18 protein-coding genes are annotated in these 18,633 nt (G+C 61.7%); 3 read left to right on the top strand and 15 right to left on the bottom strand.

Annotated features, from left to right (window positions below; all coding sequences use genetic code 11):
- Positions 1 to 38 precede the first annotated feature (38 nt).
- From rsmA to lptF, 6 genes are read right to left on the bottom strand one after another with little or no spacing between them, the layout of a single operon-like run.
- A complete protein-coding gene (gene rsmA, locus SJY10_RS09730; protein ID WP_386682000.1) occupies positions 39 to 881 on the bottom strand; it encodes a 16S rRNA (adenine(1518)-N(6)/adenine(1519)-N(6))-dimethyltransferase RsmA in 843 nt (280 codons plus the stop codon).
- Positions 878 to 1,915, bottom strand: coding sequence for a 4-hydroxythreonine-4-phosphate dehydrogenase PdxA (gene pdxA, locus SJY10_RS09725; protein WP_386681998.1), 1,038 nt, complete (start codon positions 1,913 to 1,915; stop codon positions 878 to 880). Before pdxA ends, rsmA begins: the two co-directional genes overlap by 4 nt.
- Positions 1,912 to 3,096 (bottom strand): peptidylprolyl isomerase, encoded by a 1,185-nt coding sequence (locus SJY10_RS09720; protein ID WP_386681996.1) that lies wholly within the window; start codon positions 3,094 to 3,096, stop codon positions 1,912 to 1,914. The genes pdxA and SJY10_RS09720 overlap by 4 nt, the downstream gene beginning before the upstream one ends.
- Before the next feature lie 52 nt (positions 3,097 to 3,148).
- On the bottom strand, positions 3,149 to 5,254 hold the full coding sequence (locus SJY10_RS09715) for an LPS-assembly protein LptD (RefSeq protein ID WP_386681994.1): 2,106 nt from the start codon (positions 5,252 to 5,254) through the stop codon (positions 3,149 to 3,151).
- Entirely contained in the window at positions 5,254 to 6,348 is a 1,095-nt protein-coding gene (lptG, locus tag SJY10_RS09710; RefSeq protein WP_386681992.1) for an LPS export ABC transporter permease LptG, read from the bottom strand. Before lptG ends, SJY10_RS09715 begins: the two co-directional genes overlap by 1 nt.
- On the bottom strand, positions 6,345 to 7,475 hold the full coding sequence (gene lptF, locus SJY10_RS09705; RefSeq protein WP_386681990.1) for an LPS export ABC transporter permease LptF: 1,131 nt from the start codon (positions 7,473 to 7,475) through the stop codon (positions 6,345 to 6,347). The genes lptG and lptF overlap by 4 nt, the downstream gene beginning before the upstream one ends.
- 130 nt (positions 7,476 to 7,605) lie before the next feature.
- Between lptF and SJY10_RS09700 the strand changes: the two genes are divergently transcribed.
- A complete protein-coding gene (locus tag SJY10_RS09700; protein ID WP_386681988.1) occupies positions 7,606 to 9,072 on the top strand; it encodes a leucyl aminopeptidase in 1,467 nt (488 codons plus the stop codon).
- Positions 9,073 to 9,543, top strand: a complete 471-nt coding sequence (locus SJY10_RS09695) for a DNA polymerase III subunit chi (protein ID WP_386681986.1) — start codon at positions 9,073 to 9,075, stop codon at positions 9,541 to 9,543.
- Between the two features lie 169 nt (positions 9,544 to 9,712).
- On the opposite strand, the gene SJY10_RS09690 is transcribed toward SJY10_RS09695, so the two are convergent.
- The 4 genes from SJY10_RS09690 to SJY10_RS09675 all read right to left on the bottom strand — a co-directional run bounded on the left by SJY10_RS09690 (position 9,713) and on the right by SJY10_RS09675 (position 14,425).
- On the bottom strand, positions 9,713 to 10,291 hold the full coding sequence (locus SJY10_RS09690) for a TIGR02281 family clan AA aspartic protease (RefSeq protein ID WP_386681984.1): 579 nt from the start codon (positions 10,289 to 10,291) through the stop codon (positions 9,713 to 9,715).
- Positions 10,292 to 10,308: 17 nt separating this feature from the next.
- Positions 10,309 to 10,935, bottom strand: coding sequence for a MarC family protein (locus tag SJY10_RS09685; protein ID WP_386681982.1), 627 nt, complete (start codon positions 10,933 to 10,935; stop codon positions 10,309 to 10,311).
- 153 nt (positions 10,936 to 11,088) lie between these two features.
- Complete coding sequence (locus SJY10_RS09680) at positions 11,089 to 12,942, bottom strand: ABC-F family ATP-binding cassette domain-containing protein (RefSeq protein WP_386681980.1); 1,854 nt, start codon at positions 12,940 to 12,942, stop codon at positions 11,089 to 11,091.
- A gap of 43 nt (positions 12,943 to 12,985) precedes the next feature.
- Positions 12,986 to 14,425: an alanine/glycine:cation symporter family protein gene (locus SJY10_RS09675; RefSeq protein ID WP_386681978.1), complete on the bottom strand. Its 1,440-nt coding sequence runs from the start codon at positions 14,423 to 14,425 to the stop codon at positions 12,986 to 12,988.
- A gap of 162 nt (positions 14,426 to 14,587) precedes the next feature.
- On the opposite strand from SJY10_RS09675, the gene ndk reads away from it, so the two are divergent.
- Positions 14,588 to 15,010, top strand: coding sequence for a nucleoside-diphosphate kinase (gene ndk / locus SJY10_RS09670; RefSeq protein WP_386681976.1), 423 nt, complete (start codon positions 14,588 to 14,590; stop codon positions 15,008 to 15,010).
- Positions 15,011 to 15,063: 53 nt separating this feature from the next.
- On the opposite strand, the gene SJY10_RS09665 is transcribed toward ndk, so the two are convergent.
- The 5 genes from SJY10_RS09665 to SJY10_RS09645 all read right to left on the bottom strand — a co-directional run bounded on the left by SJY10_RS09665 (position 15,064) and on the right by SJY10_RS09645 (position 18,587).
- Positions 15,064 to 15,438, bottom strand: a complete 375-nt coding sequence (locus tag SJY10_RS09665) for a DUF4112 domain-containing protein (protein ID WP_386681974.1) — start codon at positions 15,436 to 15,438, stop codon at positions 15,064 to 15,066.
- Positions 15,435 to 15,608 carry a YqaE/Pmp3 family membrane protein gene (locus SJY10_RS09660; RefSeq protein ID WP_386681972.1) on the bottom strand — a complete coding sequence of 58 codons (174 nt, stop codon included), beginning with the start codon at positions 15,606 to 15,608 and terminating at the stop codon, positions 15,435 to 15,437. The genes SJY10_RS09665 and SJY10_RS09660 overlap by 4 nt, the downstream gene beginning before the upstream one ends.
- Positions 15,609 to 15,670: 62 nt before the next feature.
- Positions 15,671 to 15,991 carry a TfoX/Sxy family protein gene (locus tag SJY10_RS09655; protein WP_386681970.1) on the bottom strand — a complete coding sequence of 107 codons (321 nt, stop codon included), beginning with the start codon at positions 15,989 to 15,991 and terminating at the stop codon, positions 15,671 to 15,673.
- Positions 15,992 to 16,060: 69 nt separating this feature from the next.
- Positions 16,061 to 16,216 (bottom strand): hypothetical protein, encoded by a 156-nt coding sequence (locus SJY10_RS09650; RefSeq protein WP_386681968.1) that lies wholly within the window; start codon positions 16,214 to 16,216, stop codon positions 16,061 to 16,063.
- A gap of 160 nt (positions 16,217 to 16,376) precedes the next feature.
- Positions 16,377 to 18,587, bottom strand: coding sequence for a DEAD/DEAH box helicase (locus SJY10_RS09645; RefSeq protein ID WP_386681966.1), 2,211 nt, complete (start codon positions 18,585 to 18,587; stop codon positions 16,377 to 16,379).
- Between the last annotated feature and the right edge of the window lie 46 nt (positions 18,588 to 18,633).

Genomic DNA, 18,633 nt, shown 5'->3' with positions numbered 1-18,633 from the left:
CTGAAATATTATACACACCGCCGGCAGGGCCCCAGCCGTCAGGCCTCGCTGAAACTCCGGCTCAAGGCGCAAAACTGCTCCAGCCCGATCTCTTCCGCACGCGCGGTCGGTGCAATTCCGACAGCCGTCAAATGGCCTTCAATATCGCCGCCCATCGGCTTCAGCGCGGATCGCAGCATCTTGCGCCGCTGATTGAAAGCCGTCGCGACGACCCGATTCAGCATCACAGGGTCCGCCGGATAGCGGGGCGCGGGCAGGGCGGTCAAATGAACCACGGCAGAGCTGACCTTGGGCGGCGGCGAAAACGCCTCCGGGGGCAGGTCCATCACGATCCGCGCATCCGTGCGCCAATAGGCCAGCAGCGCAAGGCGCCCGTACGCCTTGTCACCCGGCATTGCCACAATCCGCTGCGCCACCTCTCGCTGGAACATCAAGGTCAGACTGGTCCAAAACGGCGGCCAGACCGGCGGCGACAACCACCGCACCAGTAACTCGGTGCCGATATTATAGGGCAGGTTTGCTGCAATACGGATCGGAGCCTGCAACCGGCCGGCGACGTCAATCTCCAGCGCATCGCCATTCACAACCTCAAGCTGCCCCGGATAGACCGCTGCGATCTCCTCCAGCGCCGCGATACAGCGCTCGTCCTTCTCGATCGCCAGAACGCGCCGTGCGCCTTCGGCCAGCAATCCGCGGGTCAAACCGCCCGGGCCGGGGCCGATCTCCAGGATATCCGACCCTTTCAAATCCCCTGCCATCCGCGCAATTTTCGCGGTCAGGTTCAGATCCAGCAAAAAGTTCTGCCCCAGCGATTTTTTCGCAGCAATTCCATGGGTCTCGATCACGCTGCGCAGGGGCGGCAAATTATCGATCTGGCTCATAACTTCATCTGGCCTTCTAAACTCCCGCCGGAGGCTCCGGCAGCTGCGCCCATTCGGGCATCCGCCATATCACGCGCTGTGCGCAGCGCTGCAATCATTGACGTCGCATCAGCCGCGCCCTGACCTGCGATGCCGTAAGCTGTGCCATGATCCGGCGAGGTGCGCACAAACGGCAGGCCAAGCGTGACATTCACGCCGCCGGCAAAATCGATGGTCTTGATCGGGATCAGCGCCTGATCATGATACATGCAGACCGCCGCGTCATAACCTGCGCGGGCGGCGGCGTGGAACATGGTATCGCCGGGCAAGGGGCCTAACAAATCAAACCCTTCGGCGCGCAAGTCGTCCAGCAGCGGCGCGATCATGTCGCGCTCTTCGATTCCCATCTTCCCGTCCTCACCCGCGTGCGGGTTCAGACCTGCGACGGCGATCCGGGGGGCCGCTATGCCGAAATCGCGGATCAGCGCATTGCGGGTGATCCGCAGGGTATCGCGAAGCACAGCTTGGGTCAGTGCATTTGCCACGTCGCGCAGCGGTATATGGATCGTCGCAGGCACCACGCGCAGTTGCGTGCAGGCCAGCATCATCACCACGGGCACATCCCCCGCAAGGGCAGCCAGAAATTCCGTATGTCCGGGATAGGCAAAATCGGCCCCGTCGATCAGCGCCGCTTTGGAAATCGGCGCCGTGCAGATTGCCCGCGCCGCGCCCGCCATCACCAGTGCGGTGCCATCGGCAATCGCGTCGATCACCCCTTGGGCATGCTGGGGGTTCGGTGTTCCGGGCACGCGCGCGGCACCGAAGTCGCGCGCCAGTACGGGCAAGGCATCAGGACAAGGCCCGTGGGCCTGCGCTGCATCTGTCACCTCGCGATAAGGTGTGTCGCCGGGCAAATGCCGTGGATCACCGATCCACAGCAAGGGCATCTCGCCGCCCAAAGCGCGCCAGGCATCCGCCGAGACCTCCGGCCCGATTCCCGCAGGTTCGCCGCAGCTGATGACAATCGGCGCATCGCGCCCTGCCGCTGTCGTCACGGCCGGATCAGGGCCGCCGCACGCAGCTCTGCCAGCAGGGCCTGGGCAAACTGTTCAAGCCGCTGGCTTTGCAGGCTGGCGCGCAGCGATTCCGGATCGGCCGAAGCGTCACCATAGGTGCGGCCGCAGAGCATGATTAGCTGCGCCCCGGCACCGCCGCCGGTTGCGGTGATCGACACTTCGTCCATGTCCAGTTTCGCCAACTCCAAAGCAATACCCTGAGAGATTTGCGTAGGCGCGACCGTGTCCCGCAGCAGCGCATCGGCCGGAAGACCTTTGGCCAGGCCGTATAGGTCATCGCAGGTATCCACTGACAGTTTGGCCGTCTGAGCGGCTGCAACATCGGCAAATTGCATGGCAGCATAATCAATGCTGGTGGGTTGCGGGCGTGCCTGCGGCACTTCGCGGATGCCGCGCATCTGGAACAGGGCAACGCCGTTCGGAATCTGGATCGGCGCCGTGACTTCGCCGACTGTCAGGCTCGAAATCAGGCCCTGCAGCGCGGGCGGGTAGTTGGACAGTGGCAGCCAGTTCAGGCGGCCGCCGTTGTTCCGGCTAGGCAGGGCGGAATACTGACGCGCAGCCGCCTCGAACGTCGCCTGAGAGCGGGTTTGCGCAATTTGTTCAGCAATTGCGTTCGCCTCTGCCGCACGGGGCGGCGGGGCGGGGATGATGATCTCGGTCAGTAGCACTTCCAGCGCATCACCGGTGCTGCCTTGCTGGCTAAGGGCGCGGGCGATATCCGCATCGGATACCTGCGCCTGAGAGGCATAGCGCAGCCGGATAAAGTCGCGCCAGGTCACGCCGATCTTGACGAATTGTTCCAGCGTGGATGTGGCAACACCGTTCTGCGCCAGAATACCAGTGAACTGCGCCAGCGACAGATTGGCGCGGCTGGCAAAGGCTTCGACCTCGATCGCAAGCTGTTCGTCCGTGATGCGGATGCCGGCGCGGTCCATCTCTTCTTGCTTCAACGCCTCTTCGATCAGCTGCTCGCGGGCCAGTTCCTGCGCGTTTCCAGGGGTGCGAAACAAGGTCAGCAGCTTTGCCCGCTGGTCCAGCTCGTAACCGCTGATGGCGGTGTTGTTCACCGAAATCGCGGGGGAAAACTGGCCCTGAGCAGCGACGGGGGCGGCCATAAGCGGCAGTATCAGGGCGGTCAAAAAAGTGGTCAGGCGCATCGGGTCGGGGTCCTATCGTCGTGATCAGTTCCGGCAGTTGTGTCCGGCGGTCTTAATTTTGACAGCCTGAAGGCGTCACCTGTGGCATGCCATTGGCCGAAAAGCCTTGCAATGCCACTGACAGCCCGTAATCCGTCGTCGGGTCCACCGTAGTGGAAGACGCATAGCTGCGCGAGACCGAAAGCGAGACGGTGACGCATTCGTTGCTCCACCCAAGGTCAATGCCCGCACTGACGGGGCTGTCGCGGGCGACGTCATAACGGGTGTCAAAGCCAAGATTCCAAGCCTCTGTCACGTCGATCGCGCCTTCAAAGCTGTATTCGGACACCACCGGTCTGTCGATATTGTTATCGGCGGCCTGCCAGATATAGCCGCCCGCCAGCTGCACTTCTGGCCGGTCCCAAAAGACGCGGGCGGTGGCCAGTGTCGTGGTGCCGTCATCCTGAAGCAGGCCGCGAGCGTCAAAGGTCAGCCCGCGCGGCAACGCAATCTGTGCCGCCACAAGCCAGTCGGACACAGCATCGCTTTGGCCTGAGGTCAGGGTAAAGGCGCGGTTGGTATCGCTGCGCAAGATACGGCCAAAGCCCAGTTGCGACGTCACGCCCTCTGACCCGCTGCGAGTCCAGGTCAGGCCCAGCGCCAGCTTGGTCGACGCCTCTGCCGCGTCCTGCCCGGTGAATTGTGACAAGGAAAACAGGTTGCCTTCGTCCAGCTCTGGCCGGGTGCTGTCCTCGTTCGGGGGTAAATCGCCCACGGGGTGCGCATAGGTCAGCGCCGCCACAGGTTCCAGCGCGTGGCGGGTTTTGCCATTGGTACGCACCAGTGGATAGCGCAGGACAGCCTGCACATAGGGCACCAGCCGTGTCAGGGTCGGTTCATAATCGACAGCATCGTTAAGCTGCCAAACGTCGGCTTGCAGCGCACCGGTTGTTGTTAGCAGCACGCCGCTGGATGACAGCCAGTCCTTTGACCAATTCGCGGTCACGCCGGTACGGGTCATGTCGCGCCCCGCATTGCCGACCGCTTCGCCATAGCGCAGCAGGGTATCCACGCTGCCGCCCAAAGTGACTGTGCCACCAACGGCCGGATAATAACGCCGGATAAAGGTGCTTTCGCCCACAAGCGGCGGCAGGCTGGCGTTTTGTTCGTCATCGCGCAGGGTCTGGTAATAGGACAGGCTGGCAGATGCTGCGAAATCATCCGTGACCTTGGTAAGCGCCACGATACTCGACAGCCGGTCTGTATCGGTAATGCTGTAATCGCTTAGGTAAGAACTGTCAGAGGCGGTCTGGATGTCGAATTGCAGCGTCACCCCGCTGCCGACATCAAGCTCTCCTTCGGCATAGACGTATCCACGCAGGTCGCCGTCATCGTCCAGACTATCCTGCGACACCGATGTCGTCAGTTCCACATCTCCAGCGGCAAAAGCCTGGCGATAGCGCAGGCCAAGGGTGGTGGTCTGGGTGGCGACAAATGGCGTCAGCAGCAGATCGCGGTCATCGGCCAGGGCGATGTAATAGGGGACCTTAATGCCGAACCCAAGGGAATCATTGGTGACGATCTGCGGGATCAGGAACCCCGTGGCCCGCGTATTGGTCGGGTCCGGCAAGCGCATATAAGGCAGATAGAGCACCGGCAGCCCTTTGATCCGAAAGGACGCATTGGTGAAATAAAGCTGCTGCGCCGCCTCGTCATGGATCACCTTTTCGGCGCGGATTTCCCACAGGGGGGATTCGCCGCCGCAGACCTGACAGGATGTGACCGCCGCCTTGTAAAGCTGGCTATACCGCCCGTCTGCCCGGTCGATCTGGTTGGCGGCCAGTTGCAATTGTTGGTCCAGCACCAGCCGCGCCCCAAGCAGCACACCGTTTTCAAGCTGCGGGTCGATGTCAGCCTGATCGGCGGTCAGGATTTCACCGTCCGCCCCGGTAATCAGGATCGGCCCGTCGATCAACAGGCGGTCGGTCGGCTTGTCATAGGTGATGCGGCTGGCCTGAAGCCGGCTTCCGTCATAAAGCACTTCGATATTGCCGGTCGCGATCAGGCGGTTGCGTTCGATGATATCGACCGTATCAGCCACAAGGGTCGCCGCCATCTGCGCCGCCACAATCTGCGGCGCCAAAGCCAGTGCGGCCACAAGTGTTCCCAATAGCCGCATCAACCGTCCTCGCGCTGTAGCAAAATTCCCAAGGCGACCCCTGCCGCCGCCAGCGGCGGGGCCCATGCCGCCAGCGCCGCCGGCACATCGCCGTTTTCACCCAATATCTGAGCGAAGTTGCGGATGAAATAGATGGTGAAGGCCAGCATGATCGCGCTCATCACGTTCAGGCCGACCTTGCCGCCGCGCTGCGGGCGCATGGTAAAGGCAGCCCCGATCAGCATCATCGCCCCCAAAAACAGCGGCTGCGACAGCTCCATCTGAAACCAGACGATATGGCGCTGCGCGGAAAAGCCTGCCGATTGCAGGCGTTTGATAAATGCGGGCAGATCCCAGATTGAAATTGAGCTGGGGGTGCCAAAGTTGTTGCGGATCTGGTCCGCGGTCAGGCTGGACGAAATGGTGGTGCTGGTCATCTGCGTGGCTTCAGCCTCTGGCGTGGCTTCTGTGTCCAGCGGCCAGCTTTTCACCCCGTTCAGGGTCCATTTGCCGTCGTTCAGCACGGCGATATTCGCCTCGATCCGCGATTGCGGCATGCCGTCAGGGTCAAAGGTCAGAAAGGTGGCATCCCACAGCGTCGTGCCCGACAGATTGGTGCGGGCGGCGTGGATGACGGTTTGGCCATCCGCATCGCCTTGCCGCAGCCAAAGCCCTGACGACGACAGCGACAGGACCGACCCGCCGCCGTCCAGCGATGCGACCTTGCTTTCAAAGGCGCGGGACGTGGCGGCCACCACGGGGTTCAGCAATGCCACCCCGATGGCACCGATCAGAACCGCGACGACCAGCGGTGCCACCAGCAGCCGCAGACCGGACCGGCCAGCCGCGCGGGTCACCACCAGCTCTGACGAGCGGGCAAGGCCAAGGAACATGGAAATGCTGGCAATAATCACGATCAGCGGCAGGATCTGATAGACCCCGTTTGGGGCATCCAGCAGCGCCAGATCAAGAATATCCCGAAAGCTGCCCGCATCGCTGCCATAGCGGCGCAGGTTGTCCGCCAGCCCCAGAAACGTCAGGATAACCACGAAGATGGCAAAAATCGCGCCAAAAACCTTGGCAAAGCGCCGCGCGAAATAACGATCAAGGATCATGCCGCAGCCCCCAGCTTTGGTTTGCGTTTGAACAAATAGGGGCGGGAGGCGACGAAAAGCAGCGCGCAGATCATTAGGAATCCCGCGACAACGGCCAAATAACTGGCGAACCACATCTGCGGCGATGTGCGCGCGATATCAAGGCCCGTGGTTTCCAGCGATTTGATCACGATGATCAGCACGATGGCAAAGATCACCTGCGGCCACACACCAAATCGGCTGAAACTGCCAATCATTAGCGCCGAAAAGCCAAGCAGCGCGGCCACGGTGCCCAGCACCGACTGGGAAATGCGGTCATGCGCCTCTGTCACCAGCTGGGCTTCGGTCTTGTTGGTTTCGGCCGCAAGCGCCGGGGTGGGCGACAGCAGATCCCATGTCATCACTTCGCGCGAGTTGCGGTTGGTGCGGGGCGTGATGTTCATCATGCTGCCGATATTGTAGGAAAAATCCGCAAATTCAGTCACGAACAGCTGTTGATCCGGGCCGCGCAGATTTTGTGCCATCCCGTCCACCATCACCAACTGCGCGTCGCCGTCGTTGCGCACAAGATAGGCGCGGCGCGCGGTATAGGTGACTTGGCTTTGCGGATCGCGCAGGTCGGACAGGAACACATCCTGTAATTCGCCATCTGGCGTAATAGCGCGGATATAGACGGTGATACCGTCGGTGGGTTCGATGAACTGACCCTCGGTCAGGATGCGGGCGGTGATGTTCTGGGCAATCTCGGCCTGTCGTTCGTTCAGGACAGTGGACGACAGCGGCACGAGGATATGCATCAGCACCGACATCAGCAGCGCCACGATCAGCCCAAAAGACAGCATCGGCCGCGCCATCCGCCAGGGGCTGAACCCCGTGGCCTGCACCACCACAAGCTCGCTGTCCTGGCTCATACGATTGGTGACATAAACAGATGCGGCAAAGGCCGACAGGGGCAGCGCCAGCCGGATCACATTGGGCAGCGACAACATGATCAGTTCCATGATCACGCCAAAGCCCTGACCGTCGGCAATCAACTGATCGAACAGGCGCACAGCGGCGTTGATCCAATAGATCAACACCAGCACAAGGCTGAAGAAGCCGAAAGTCACCATCAGCTGGCTGATCATGTAGCGGTCGAAACGGGCCAAGGGGATTACTTCCTGCGCAGCGGTTGCGGCAAACTAGACCAAGGCCGCGTCCGCCGAAACTGCAAACTGGCCATTGCGGCGCAGGGCCGCTAGCAAGGGGCAAAGAATTTGCCACAGCCAAGAGGCCCCCATGACCCAGATCGCCGATATCCGCTTTGACGCAGCCGACCTTGATACCCTTGCCGAAGTGGCCGGACTGCTGGCCGTACTGGCCACGCCAGAGGGCAAGCTGGACGCGGGCGCGCGCAAGGTGAACGCATTGACGCGCAAGGCCGTGGCCCGCGCCATTGAAAGCGACGCCTTTGCCAAGGCAAAAGACGGCGACGTGATGCGCCTGTCGTTCCCCGCAGGACTGGCCGCCGATGCGATCCTGATCGTCAAATCCCCCGCAAAGCCGGACCAGACCACAGCGCGCCGCATCGGCGCTCAACTGGCCAAGGCGCAGGGCAAGGACGCACTGACCGTGCTGCTGGGCAAAACCGCCCGCGCCGAAGATATCGCGCTGGGGCTGGCCCTGCGCAGCTATGACTTCAATACCCACAAGTCCGGCACCAAATCCGGACCCGGCGCGATTACCCTGCTGGTGGACGATCCCGAAGCCACCGCCAAGGCCGCAAAAACCGGCATGGCCGTCGCCGAAGGCGTGTTCTTTACCCGCGATCTGACGAACGAGCCGGCCAACGTGCTGACCACCGACGATTTTGCGGCCCGCCTTGCCGCGATGCAGGACCTAGGCCTTGTTGTAGAAATCCTCGAAGAGGATGACCTGAAAAAGCTTGGCATGGGCGCGCTACTGGCCGTGGGCCAAGGCTCTGCCAGCCCGTCCAAGGTTGTTGTGATGCAGTGGAACGGCGGCGGGGACGAGGCCCCCTTTGCGCTGGTTGGCAAGGGCGTCGTGTTCGACACCGGCGGCATCAGCATCAAGGGCGCAGCGGGCATGGAAGACATGACCATGGACATGGGCGGCGCGGGCGTGGTGGCGGGCGTGATGCGCACGCTGGCACTGCGCAAGGCCAAGACGAATGTCGTGGGTCTGGTTGGCATCGTGGAAAACATGCCGTCATCCACCGCCTATCGCCCCGGCGATGTGCTGACATCGATGAAGGGTGACACGATCGAAGTCATCAACACCGACGCCGAAGGCCGGCTCGTGCTGGCGGACGTGCTGTGGTACGCGCAGGACCGCTTTAAGCCCTGCGGTATGATCAACCTTGCCACTTTGACGGGGGCGATGCTGGTGGCCTTGGGCCATGAAAATGCCGGCGTGTTTAGCAACAATGACGATCTGGCGGGCGCGTTCCTGAAGGCGGCTGGGTCCGAGGGCGAGGGTGCCTGGCGCATGCCGCTGGCACCGGCCTATGACCAGCTGATTGACAGCAACATCGCGGATATGAAAAACACCGGCGGCCGCTATGCCGGGTCCATTACGGCGGGACAGTTCCTGCAACGCTTTGTCAAACCGGACACGCCCTGGTGCCATCTGGATATTGCCGGCGTTGCATCGGTGAAATCCGAAACCGCGCTGGCCCCCAAGGGGGCAACGGGCTGGGGCGTCATGGCGCTGAACCGGCTGATCGCTGACAAGTTCGAGGGCTAGATGGGCGCCGTCTATTTCTACCACCTGACCGACAGCCCGCTGGAAGACGCCCTGCCGCAGATCCTTGACCGGGCCCGCGCGCAGGGTTGGCGAGTGCTGGTCCGGGGGCGCCGCCCGGCGTTGCTGGACCGGCTGGACAAGATGCTGTGGGACGGACCGGAGGACAGCTTTCGCGCCCACGGGCTGGCGGGGGCGCAGGATGCGGACCAGCCAATCCTGCTGGGCGTTGATATCGCGGCAGACGGCTTTGACTGCGTGATCAGCGTAGACGGGGCCGATCTGACTCCGGTCGAGATCGCAGGCGCGCAGCGCGCCTGCATCATGTTCGACGGTCACGACGGCGACGCGCTGCAACATGCACGTGGTCAGTGGAAAACGCTGACGGGGGCTGCGGTTGCCGCCCAATACTGGGCACAAGACGACGGGCGCTGGGTCAAGAAGGCAGAGGCGGGGGCCGAGAAACCGTCTTAGGCGCACCGATCAGGGGGGGCGCGATTTTGCGGCGAAAAATCGTTATGCCGCGCCGCCGCCTTGGGGTCAGAACGTATAGGTGGGATCGAAATCCTCTGGCAGCTGGTTGGACGCGGCGCAGCCTGCAAGGGCCAGCATCAGCATCAGGATCAGGGTCAGTCGCATTGTGTCACCTTGTCAAAATCAGCGCGTCGTCATTGATCTGAATATTACTGAAATTGCGCAGATAGGTCATCCCCAGAAGCGAGCCGTCCATTGCTCCTTCGTTCACCACCGCTGGCACGTTCGCCAGCGTCACATCCGCCAGGCTGACCTGACCCAGCGTGACCTGCGCTGTGCGCACCACGCCATTGGCAGTACTGGCCTGTCCCAGATAACGCAGGGCATCCGTGTCGATCCCGGCCTGCTGCGCATCGCTTTTCGACAGCACGACCGCGGAGGCGCCGGTGTCCACCATAAAGGTGATCGGCTGACCGTTCACGTCCAGACGGGCGTAGAAATGACCGTCGGCTTGCCGCGGCAGGGTGATGGCACCGCCCGCGGTAATGCTTTGCTGCGGTGCAACATCGCCGCGGATATCGCCCCACAGGCCGATGGCCGCGATTGCGCCAACAAAGATCAGGCCCCAAATACTGGCCTGCTGCGCAACCTTGCCCATCTGTCCGCGCTGGCTGACGAAGTAGCTGGCGGCGATTGCACCGCCCAGCAAGGTCAGAAAGGTGATTTGCATGATCTGATCAGTATTCATGCAGCATCATATAGGCGTCAGCCTGCCAGACCGAAACCCTTGAGCCCGTCCAGAATGAACTGCACCGACAGAGCCGCAAGCAGCATGCCCAGCAGGCGGGTCACGACGTTGATGCCGGTTTTGCCAAGCAGCTTTTCCAGCCAGCCAGCCGCCATGAACATTGCGAACACCATCGCAATGACGATCAGCATGACTGCCAGAACCGCACCAAAGCCCAAGGCATTGTCCGCCTGACCCGTTAGCAGGATAATTGTGGCAATCGCGCCGGGACCGGCAATCAGGGGAATGGCAAGGGGAAAGATGGACGGATCGTGTTCGGGGTCGATCGCGTCATCCGCGTTGTCCTGACGCCGCGCCTGACGCCGTTCGAACAGCATATCCAGAGCGGTGATAAACAACAGCACACCCCCCGCGATGCGAAAGGCCGGCATGGAGATGCCGATAAATTCCAGAAGCTGTTCACCGAAGACGGCGAACATCAGCAAAAGGCCGATGGCGACAAGACAGGCGCGGGCCCCGATGGCACGGCGATGGGCTGCGGACATGCCTTGTGTCATGGCAATAAACAGCGGTGCCAGACCGATGGGGTCGATCACGATGAACATGGCCGTGAAAGCGGCGATCAGAGCGGGCAGGTCGGTCATGGGTGCGGCCTTTGGTTTGCCTCCGGCGGGAGTTTACCTTGCCAGATGAAATGGCGGCATGTTGAGGCGAGGGGGTGCCGGGGGCAAGGGAATATGCCACCGGCCAGGGTTATCGGCGCAGGTGCGAGGCGGGGTGCCGCGCCTGGCTGGCAATCAGCCTTTTTCGGCTTTTTCCAGCTTTTCTAGGGCGGCCATCCACATGGCTTCGGCGCGGCCGAGGCCTTCCATGACTTCGGCGTATTTCTTGTTCCAGGTCGCCAATTCGCCTACGCGGCCATCATCGTAGAGTGCGGGATCGGCGAGCTTTTTCGCCAGTTTGTCACGCATGTCGTTGATCTTGGTCACACGCTCTTCGGCTTTGCGGGCGTCGGCGCGCAGGGCCATGATTTCCTCGCGGCTGGCCTTTTTGACCTTGGGTGCGGCGGGCTTTGCTTTTTCCTGTTGTTTTTCAGGGGTCAGCAGCATGCGCCGGTAGGCGTCAAGATCGTCGTCATAGGGTTTGACGTTGCCGCCTTTGACCAGCCACAGGCGGTCTGCGACCATCGACAGCAGGTGCATGTCGTGGCTGACAAGGATGACGGCACCAGAATAGGCAGTCAGGGCGTCGACAAGCGCTTCGCGCGATTCGATATCAAGGTGGTTGGTCGGCTCGTCGAGGATCAGCAGGTGCGGCGCGGGCAGGGTGGCCAGCAGCAGCGAAAGGCGGGCCTTTTGCCCCCCCGACAGGCGGCCGACGGCGGTATCGGCCTGATCCGCGCCAAGGCCAAAGCCCGCAAGGCGGGCGCGCAGCTTGGCCTGGCCTTCTTCGGCGCGTTCGCGCAGCAGGTGTTCCAGCGGCGTTTCCTCGATCCGCAACTCGTCCACCTGATGCTGGGCGAAAAAGCCGATGCGCAGCTTGTTGGAGGTGACCATTTTGCCGCGTGCCAGTTCAAGGCGGTTCGAAAGCATCTTGGACAGTGTCGATTTGCCTTCGCCATTGCGGCCCAGCAAGGCAATGCGGTCATCCTGGTCGATGCGCAGGTTCAGATCGTGCAACACGATGGTATTGCCATAGCCCACAGCGCCGCCTTCGACGCTGATGATGGGCGGCGACAGTTCCTCTGGTTCGGGGAAGGTAAAGACGGTGCGGGCCGCGTCGGCGGGGACGCGGATCGTTTCCATCTTTTCCAGCGCTTTCACGCGGGACTGGGCCTGTTTTGCCTTGGATGCCTTTGCCTTGAAGCGGTCAACGAACTTTTGCAGGTGTTCGCGCTTGGCGTCCTGCTTTTTCGCCGCCGAGGTCAGCAGCGCGATCTTTTCGGCGCGCTGGCGGGCGAACATGTCATAGGTGCCGGTGTAGTAGGTCAGCCCCTTGTTTTCGAGGTGCAGGATACCCCCGACAGAGCGGTTCAGCAATTCGCGGTCGTGGCTGACGATCAGCACGGTATGGGGGTATTTGGCGATATAGGCTTCAAGCCAAAGCGCACCTTCGAGGTCGAGGTAGTTCGTCGGCTCGTCCAGCAGCAGCAGGTCGGGTTCGGAAAATAGGACGGCGGCCAGGGCCACACGCATCCGCCAGCCGCCAGAGAAGGCGGAGCAGGGCATGCGCTGTTCTTCGTCGGTAAAGCCTAGACCCTTAAGGATCGTGCTGGCGCGGCCTTCGGCGCTCCAGGCGTCGATATCGGCAAGGCGCGTCTGCACCTCTGCGATGCGCATGGGGTCGGTGGCGGTCTCTGCCTCGGCCAGCAGGGCCTCGCGTTCGACATCGGCACGCAGCACGGTGTCGATCAGCGACACTTCGTTGCCGGGCACTTCCTGGCTGACGCCGCCGATCTTCCAGCCGCGGGGCAAGGAGATGGTGCCGGTGTCGAGGATCATCTCGCCACGGATAATTTTGAACAGCGTCGTCTTGCCGGTGCCATTGCGACCGACCAGACCGACCTTGTGACCCGTGGGAATGGTGACGCTGGTGTGTTCCAGCAGCGTGCGGCCTTCGACGGAATATGTGATGTCTGAGATTTTGAGCATGGCCGCCGCATAGCAGAGGCGGCGGCCATGGGAAAGCGCAGGTTTACTGCCGTTCGGCGGCGACGTCGCGGTTCCAGATCGTCGCGTCGATACCGCAGCCCAGACCGGGGTGTTCCTTGATGCGGAACAGCGGCACCTTGCCTGCTTTCTTTTGGGCAAAGTAGTCGGCGGTCAGGCGTTTGACCGTGCCTGACAGGATCAGGATCGCGACAAGATTGATCGTCGCCATCACTGCCATGCTTGCATCTGCCAGATTGAACACCGCCGACACCGGCTGCACTGCGCCCCAGATCACCATACCCATCGCCGCTGTTTTCAGGATCAGCAGCGGGGTTCGCCCGCCAAGGCCCAGAAACTCCATCGCTGATTCCGAGTAGGAATAGTTGCCGATGATGGATGTGAAGGCAAAGAACAGAATCGCCACCGCGATAAAGATCGGGCCTGCTCCGCCGATATGTTCGGACAGGGCGTTTTGCGTCAGCACCATGCCCTGCGCGCCGTCTGGGCCGTAATCGACCGCACCTGACAGTAGAATCATCAGCGCCGTCGCCGTGCAGATCAACAACGTGTCGATAAACACGCCCAGACCCTGCACAAGGCCCTGACTGGACGGGTGGTGCGGGCTAGGCACCGCGGCTGCAGCGATATTGGGGGCAGAGCCCATGCCTGCCTCGTTACTAAACAAGCCGCGTTTCACGCCGTTCATCAGTGCGGCCATGATCCCACCGGTAAAGCCGCCGGCCGCCTGTTCGAACCCAAAGGCCGATTTGACAATCAGCGCCAGCATGGCGGGGACTTCGGTGATGTTCGTGATCAGCACAAAGACCGCGACCAGCAGATAGATGCCGGCCATAGCGGGGACGATCTTTTCCGCGACCTGCGCGATGGACCGGATGCCGCCAAAGATGACGATGCCCGCCAACGCCGCAATCACAAGGCCGGTTACGATGCCTGGCACGCCAAAGGCCTGCGTCATCGCCTCTGAGATCGAGTTGCTTTGCACGGCGGAAAAGATCAGGCCGAAGGACAGGATCAAACAGATGGAAAAGGCATAGCCCATCGCCTTCGATCCCACGCCGTTCGCCATGTAGAATGCGGGCCCGCCGCGATACTGACTGTCGGCGTTGCGCACCTTGTAAAGCTGCGCCAGCGTCGATTCGGCGTAGGCTGTCGCCATACCGACCAGCGCCACCATCCACATCCAGAAAATCGCCCCCGGTCCGCCAAGATAGATCGCAACCGCGACCCCGGCCAGATTACCCGTGCCCACGCGGCTGGCCAGCGAAATGGTCAACGCCTGCAGCGGCGTGATTCCATCACTTGATGTCTCGCGCGATCCGATGACGACGCGGAAATATTCGGGAAAGTGGCGGAACTGGATAAAGCCCAGCCGCACGGTAAAGAAAAGGCCCACGGCCAAAAGGCCATAGACCAGCACATACCCCCACAGGATATTGTTCAGAAAATCGACGACCAGATTCATCGCCTTACCCCTCGTGTTTATATTTTATGCAACTCTCCACCTATACGGGTGTCGCTGAAAGGCAAGCATCACAGCTTTTCACCGTGCCGCACCCATGTTAGGGCAGCCCCAGTTTTCACGCCGGGCGCACCGCGCCCGTCCACCAACCGAAAGTATCATATCATGGCTATCCAGCGCACATTCTCGATCATTAAGCCCGACGCCACCAAGCGTAACCTGACCGGTGCCATCATCGCCAAGTTCGAAGAAGCCGGCCTGCGCGTTGTCGCATCCAAGCGCATCCAGCTGACCCTGGCACAGGCGCAGCAGTTCTACGGCGTCCACTCCGAGCGTCCCTTCTTTGGCGAGCTGTGCGAGTTCATGATTTCCGAGCCGATCGTTGTGCAGGTTCTGGAAGGCGAAAACGCAATCCAGAAAAACCGCGACGTCATGGGCGCAACCAACCCTGCCGACGCGGCAGACGGCACGATCCGCAAGGAATTTGCCCTATCCATCGGTGAAAACTCTGTCCACGGTTCCGACGCACCGGAAACCGCTGCAGAAGAAATCGCCTTCTTCTTCTCCGGCCTCGAACTGGTCGGCTAAAACGCAAAAGGTGGGCCGCAAGGCCCGCCTTTTCGTCGCTACGGCCTGATCACTCAGGCATATCGGGGCTGTCCTGCGGGGACGGCCCCTTTGCGTTCCAGATGGTCGCGCAGGATCGCGACATTGCGGCGGTTCGACTTGAAGGTCGCATCAAACAGATCGCCCAGAATTGGAATCATACCGACCAGCGTATCTGTCGCCGTATTCGCGGCCATCCGGCCGATGACATGGGGCGCTGCGCCCATGCGTTTCGCCTCTATGATGATCCAGGCAGAGGGGGCCAGCGTCAGGATATCGCCAATGCCGGGGATCAGGCCAATGATCGAATCATAGCCGATGCGCAGCCCGATAATTGGCACCCGGATGGCCGTATCCATCCGGTGCGCCATCTTTTCCAGCCGTTCAAGGCGTGCGTGGTGATCGGTCATGCCGGCACCCGTTCGCTGCGGGCAATGATCCAGATCGCATGCACAAGGCCTGGGACATAGCCCAGCAGCGTCAGGATGATGTTCAGCCAAAAGTGCTTTCCGAAGCCGACCTTCAGGAATACGCCCAGCGGCGGGATCAGAACGGAAAGGATGATGCGGATCAGGTCCATGGCGGGCCTCCTTGATTGTTCATCAAGTCAATGCGCAAGCCTGGCCCAATGTTCCGCCGCGCCTATTTGCGGACGCCGATTCGATTCATGAAGGCTTCCAGCTCTGTGCGGGCCTGATCGACATATTTGGCGCACAGGCTGTCGAAGGTAGCGCGCAGCGCGTCTTTTTCCGCGCCCTTGCAGTCATTCCAGGGCCGCCCCTGAAGCGCCATGTGCAACACATAATATCCAATGAAATGGGGGCGCTGCCCGTTTTCCAGCAGCTTGGCATAGGCTGCATCCGCGCCCAGATCGCGCAGGGTTTCCGCGTCGGGAATACCTGCATCAATCAATGCAGTTTCCATCGCAGGGCCAAGGTTTTTGATGGTCGATATGGCGGTCATAGGCACCACTATCGGCAAAGAAACCCGAACCGTCGAGAGATTTTCCCAAGGCGGTTCGGTTCCATGTGCTTAGATGCTGGCAAAGTCCCGGAAAATGGGAGCATTTGTCTGCTGCTGCTCGAACTGGGGCACCACAGGGGTGCCTGTCTGGTGCGACGGGGCAAAGTTTGCGCCCTGTTGCTGGTGTTGCTCTGCCTCTGACGGGGCGGGGTGCTGGCTGGCCATGCAGGTGGTCCTAAATTGTTGCCGTCGTTGTCGTCGTTTCCCGACCCACCGCCCTATGCGGGCGGTGGTTCAATTTCGATCCGGATCGTGTTTTTCTCCGGGCCGGAATAGGGCGGAATTAGGGCATTGTTTGCCGCACCGAAACTCACCCTTTCGTGGCCTAGCGCTTGAACGGCGCTTTTCCGCCGGGCTTGCCCTTGCCCCCAAACTTGCCCGCAGGCTTGCCAGCCGGTTTGCTGCCAGGCGGCACGAACCGCTTGGAGGTGTCAGAGGCGTTTGCCTTGGGTTTTGCCGGGGCACCGTCGGGCTTTTTCCAGCCGGGCTTGCCGTCGGATTTGCCTTTCCATGCGGGCTTGTCGCCGGCTTTGCCGTCGGACTTGCCCTTATAGGCGGGCTTGTTGTCTTTGTCCTTCCACGCCGGCTTGCCGCCATCGGATTTGCCTTTGTAGGCAGGTTTGGCGTCGCCGTCGGCGCGATAGGGCGCGCGGGCAGGGCGGGTATCGTCGGACTTGCCTTTCCAAACGGGCTTTGCGCCGCGCGGTTTGTTCAGATCGACCAGCGCGTCGCCATGGTCCCGGCGTTCGGGCTTGGCGCGGGGTTTGCGCGGCTTGGGGCTGTCGTCGCGGCTGGGCGCAATGGCGGCCACGTCGTCCTGACGGCTGGGCGGCGGCGGGCTGGTGTCGCGGGCGCGGGGCGGACGCGGTGCGCGCGGCGCATCATTGTCGCGCTTGGCATAGGCCTTTTTGTCAGGGCGCGCGCCGCGGTCGCTGATCTGTGGCACACCGTCGACAACGCTAAGCTTGGCCTGATTTTCCAGCGCCATGTCAGGGCCGACCGACCGCAAGAAACCAGCAGCAGCGCCTTCGGCGATTTCAACAAAGGTTTCATCCGCCTGAATACGGATCGCACCGATTTCCTTCTTGGTGATGTCGCCGGCTTTGCACAGCATCGGCAGCAACCAGCGGGCCTCTGCCTTTTGATCGCGGCCGACATCGACGCGGAACCACTTGGACGGGCCAAAGGTTTCCTTGCGCTCGCGCGGGGCCTTATCGCTGCCATCACGGGGCGTGTGGGCATTCACGGCGCTCAGGTCCTCTGGCGCGGATTGCTTGCCTTGATACAGGCGCAGATAGGCGGCGGCGATTTGCGCGGCGTCATGCTGTTCCAGCAGGCGGCCAGCAAAGGCTTGCTCTTCCTCGGTAAAGGTTTCGTTCCAGATATCGTCGTTCAGCAGCCGCTCTTCATCCTTGCGCAGGATTTCATCGGCGCTCGGCGGCATGGCCCAGGTTGCCTGCAGCTTGCCCCAGGTCAGCAGGTTTTCCGCCCGGCGCCGCATCTTTGGTGTCACGATCATGGCAGAGATACCCTTGCGACCCGCGCGGCCGGTCCGGCCAGAGCGGTGCAACAGGATCTCGGCGTTAGTCGGCAGTTCGGCGTGGATCACCAGTTCCAGGTTCGGCAAGTCGATCCCGCGGGCCGCGACGTCGGTGGCAACGCAAACCTTGGCCCGGCCATCGCGCATGGCTTGCAGCGCGTGGGACCGTTCCTGCTGCGACAGCTCGCCCGAAAGGGCGACAACGGAAAATCCGCGGTTACTTAGCCGCGTGGTCAGGCGTGTGACCATGGCGCGGGTATTGGCGAAAACAATGGCGTTAGGCGCATCGTAATAGCGCAAGACGTTGATGATGGCGTTATCACCGTCATGCTGCGCAACGCTCAAGGCGCGGTATTCGATATCGGCGTGCTGACCTTCTTTTGTCACCGTGGTGACGCGGACGGCATCGCGCTGATAGGATTTCGCCAGTTTGACGATTGTTGCAGGCACGGTTGCAGAAAACAGCAGCGTGCGGCGTTCTGGCGGGGCTTCGCCAAGGATGAATTCCAGATCGTCCTTAAAGCCCAGGTCCAGCATTTCATCCGCTTCATCCAGAACGACGGCGCGGATATCAGACAGATCGATATTGCTGCGGTTGATGTGGTCCACCAAACGGCCCGGTGTTGCGACAACGATATGAGCGCCGCGGTCAAGGCTGCGGCGTTCGTCGCGCACATCCATACCGCCCACGCAGGACGCCAGAACAGCGCCAGTGCCGGCGTAAAGCCAGGACAACTCGCGCTTGACCTGCAAAGCCAGTTCGCGCGTCGGTGCGACGATCAGCGCAAGGGGGCGGCCAGCGGGGCCGAATGTGCCGTCTTCAGCCAGAATCGTGCTTCCGATCGCCAGACCGAATCCCACGGTCTTGCCAGAACCGGTCTGGGCGCTGACCAGCAAATCCTGGCCGTCCAGATCGGGATTGGTCACGGCCTCCTGAACGGGTGTGAGGGCGTCATAGCCCTTGTCAGCAAGGGCGCGGGCGAGTGTATCGATCATGGGGTATGGGTCCGGAATAAGTCAGCTTGTCGCCCTATGCCCCTTG

This window comes from Loktanella sp. R86503 (assembly GCF_042466455.1).
In the GTDB taxonomy this organism is placed as follows: domain Bacteria; phylum Pseudomonadota; class Alphaproteobacteria; order Rhodobacterales; family Rhodobacteraceae; genus Loktanella.
The sequence above is the reverse complement of the archived record's forward strand: the minus strand, read 5'-3'. Positions and strand labels throughout refer to the sequence as shown.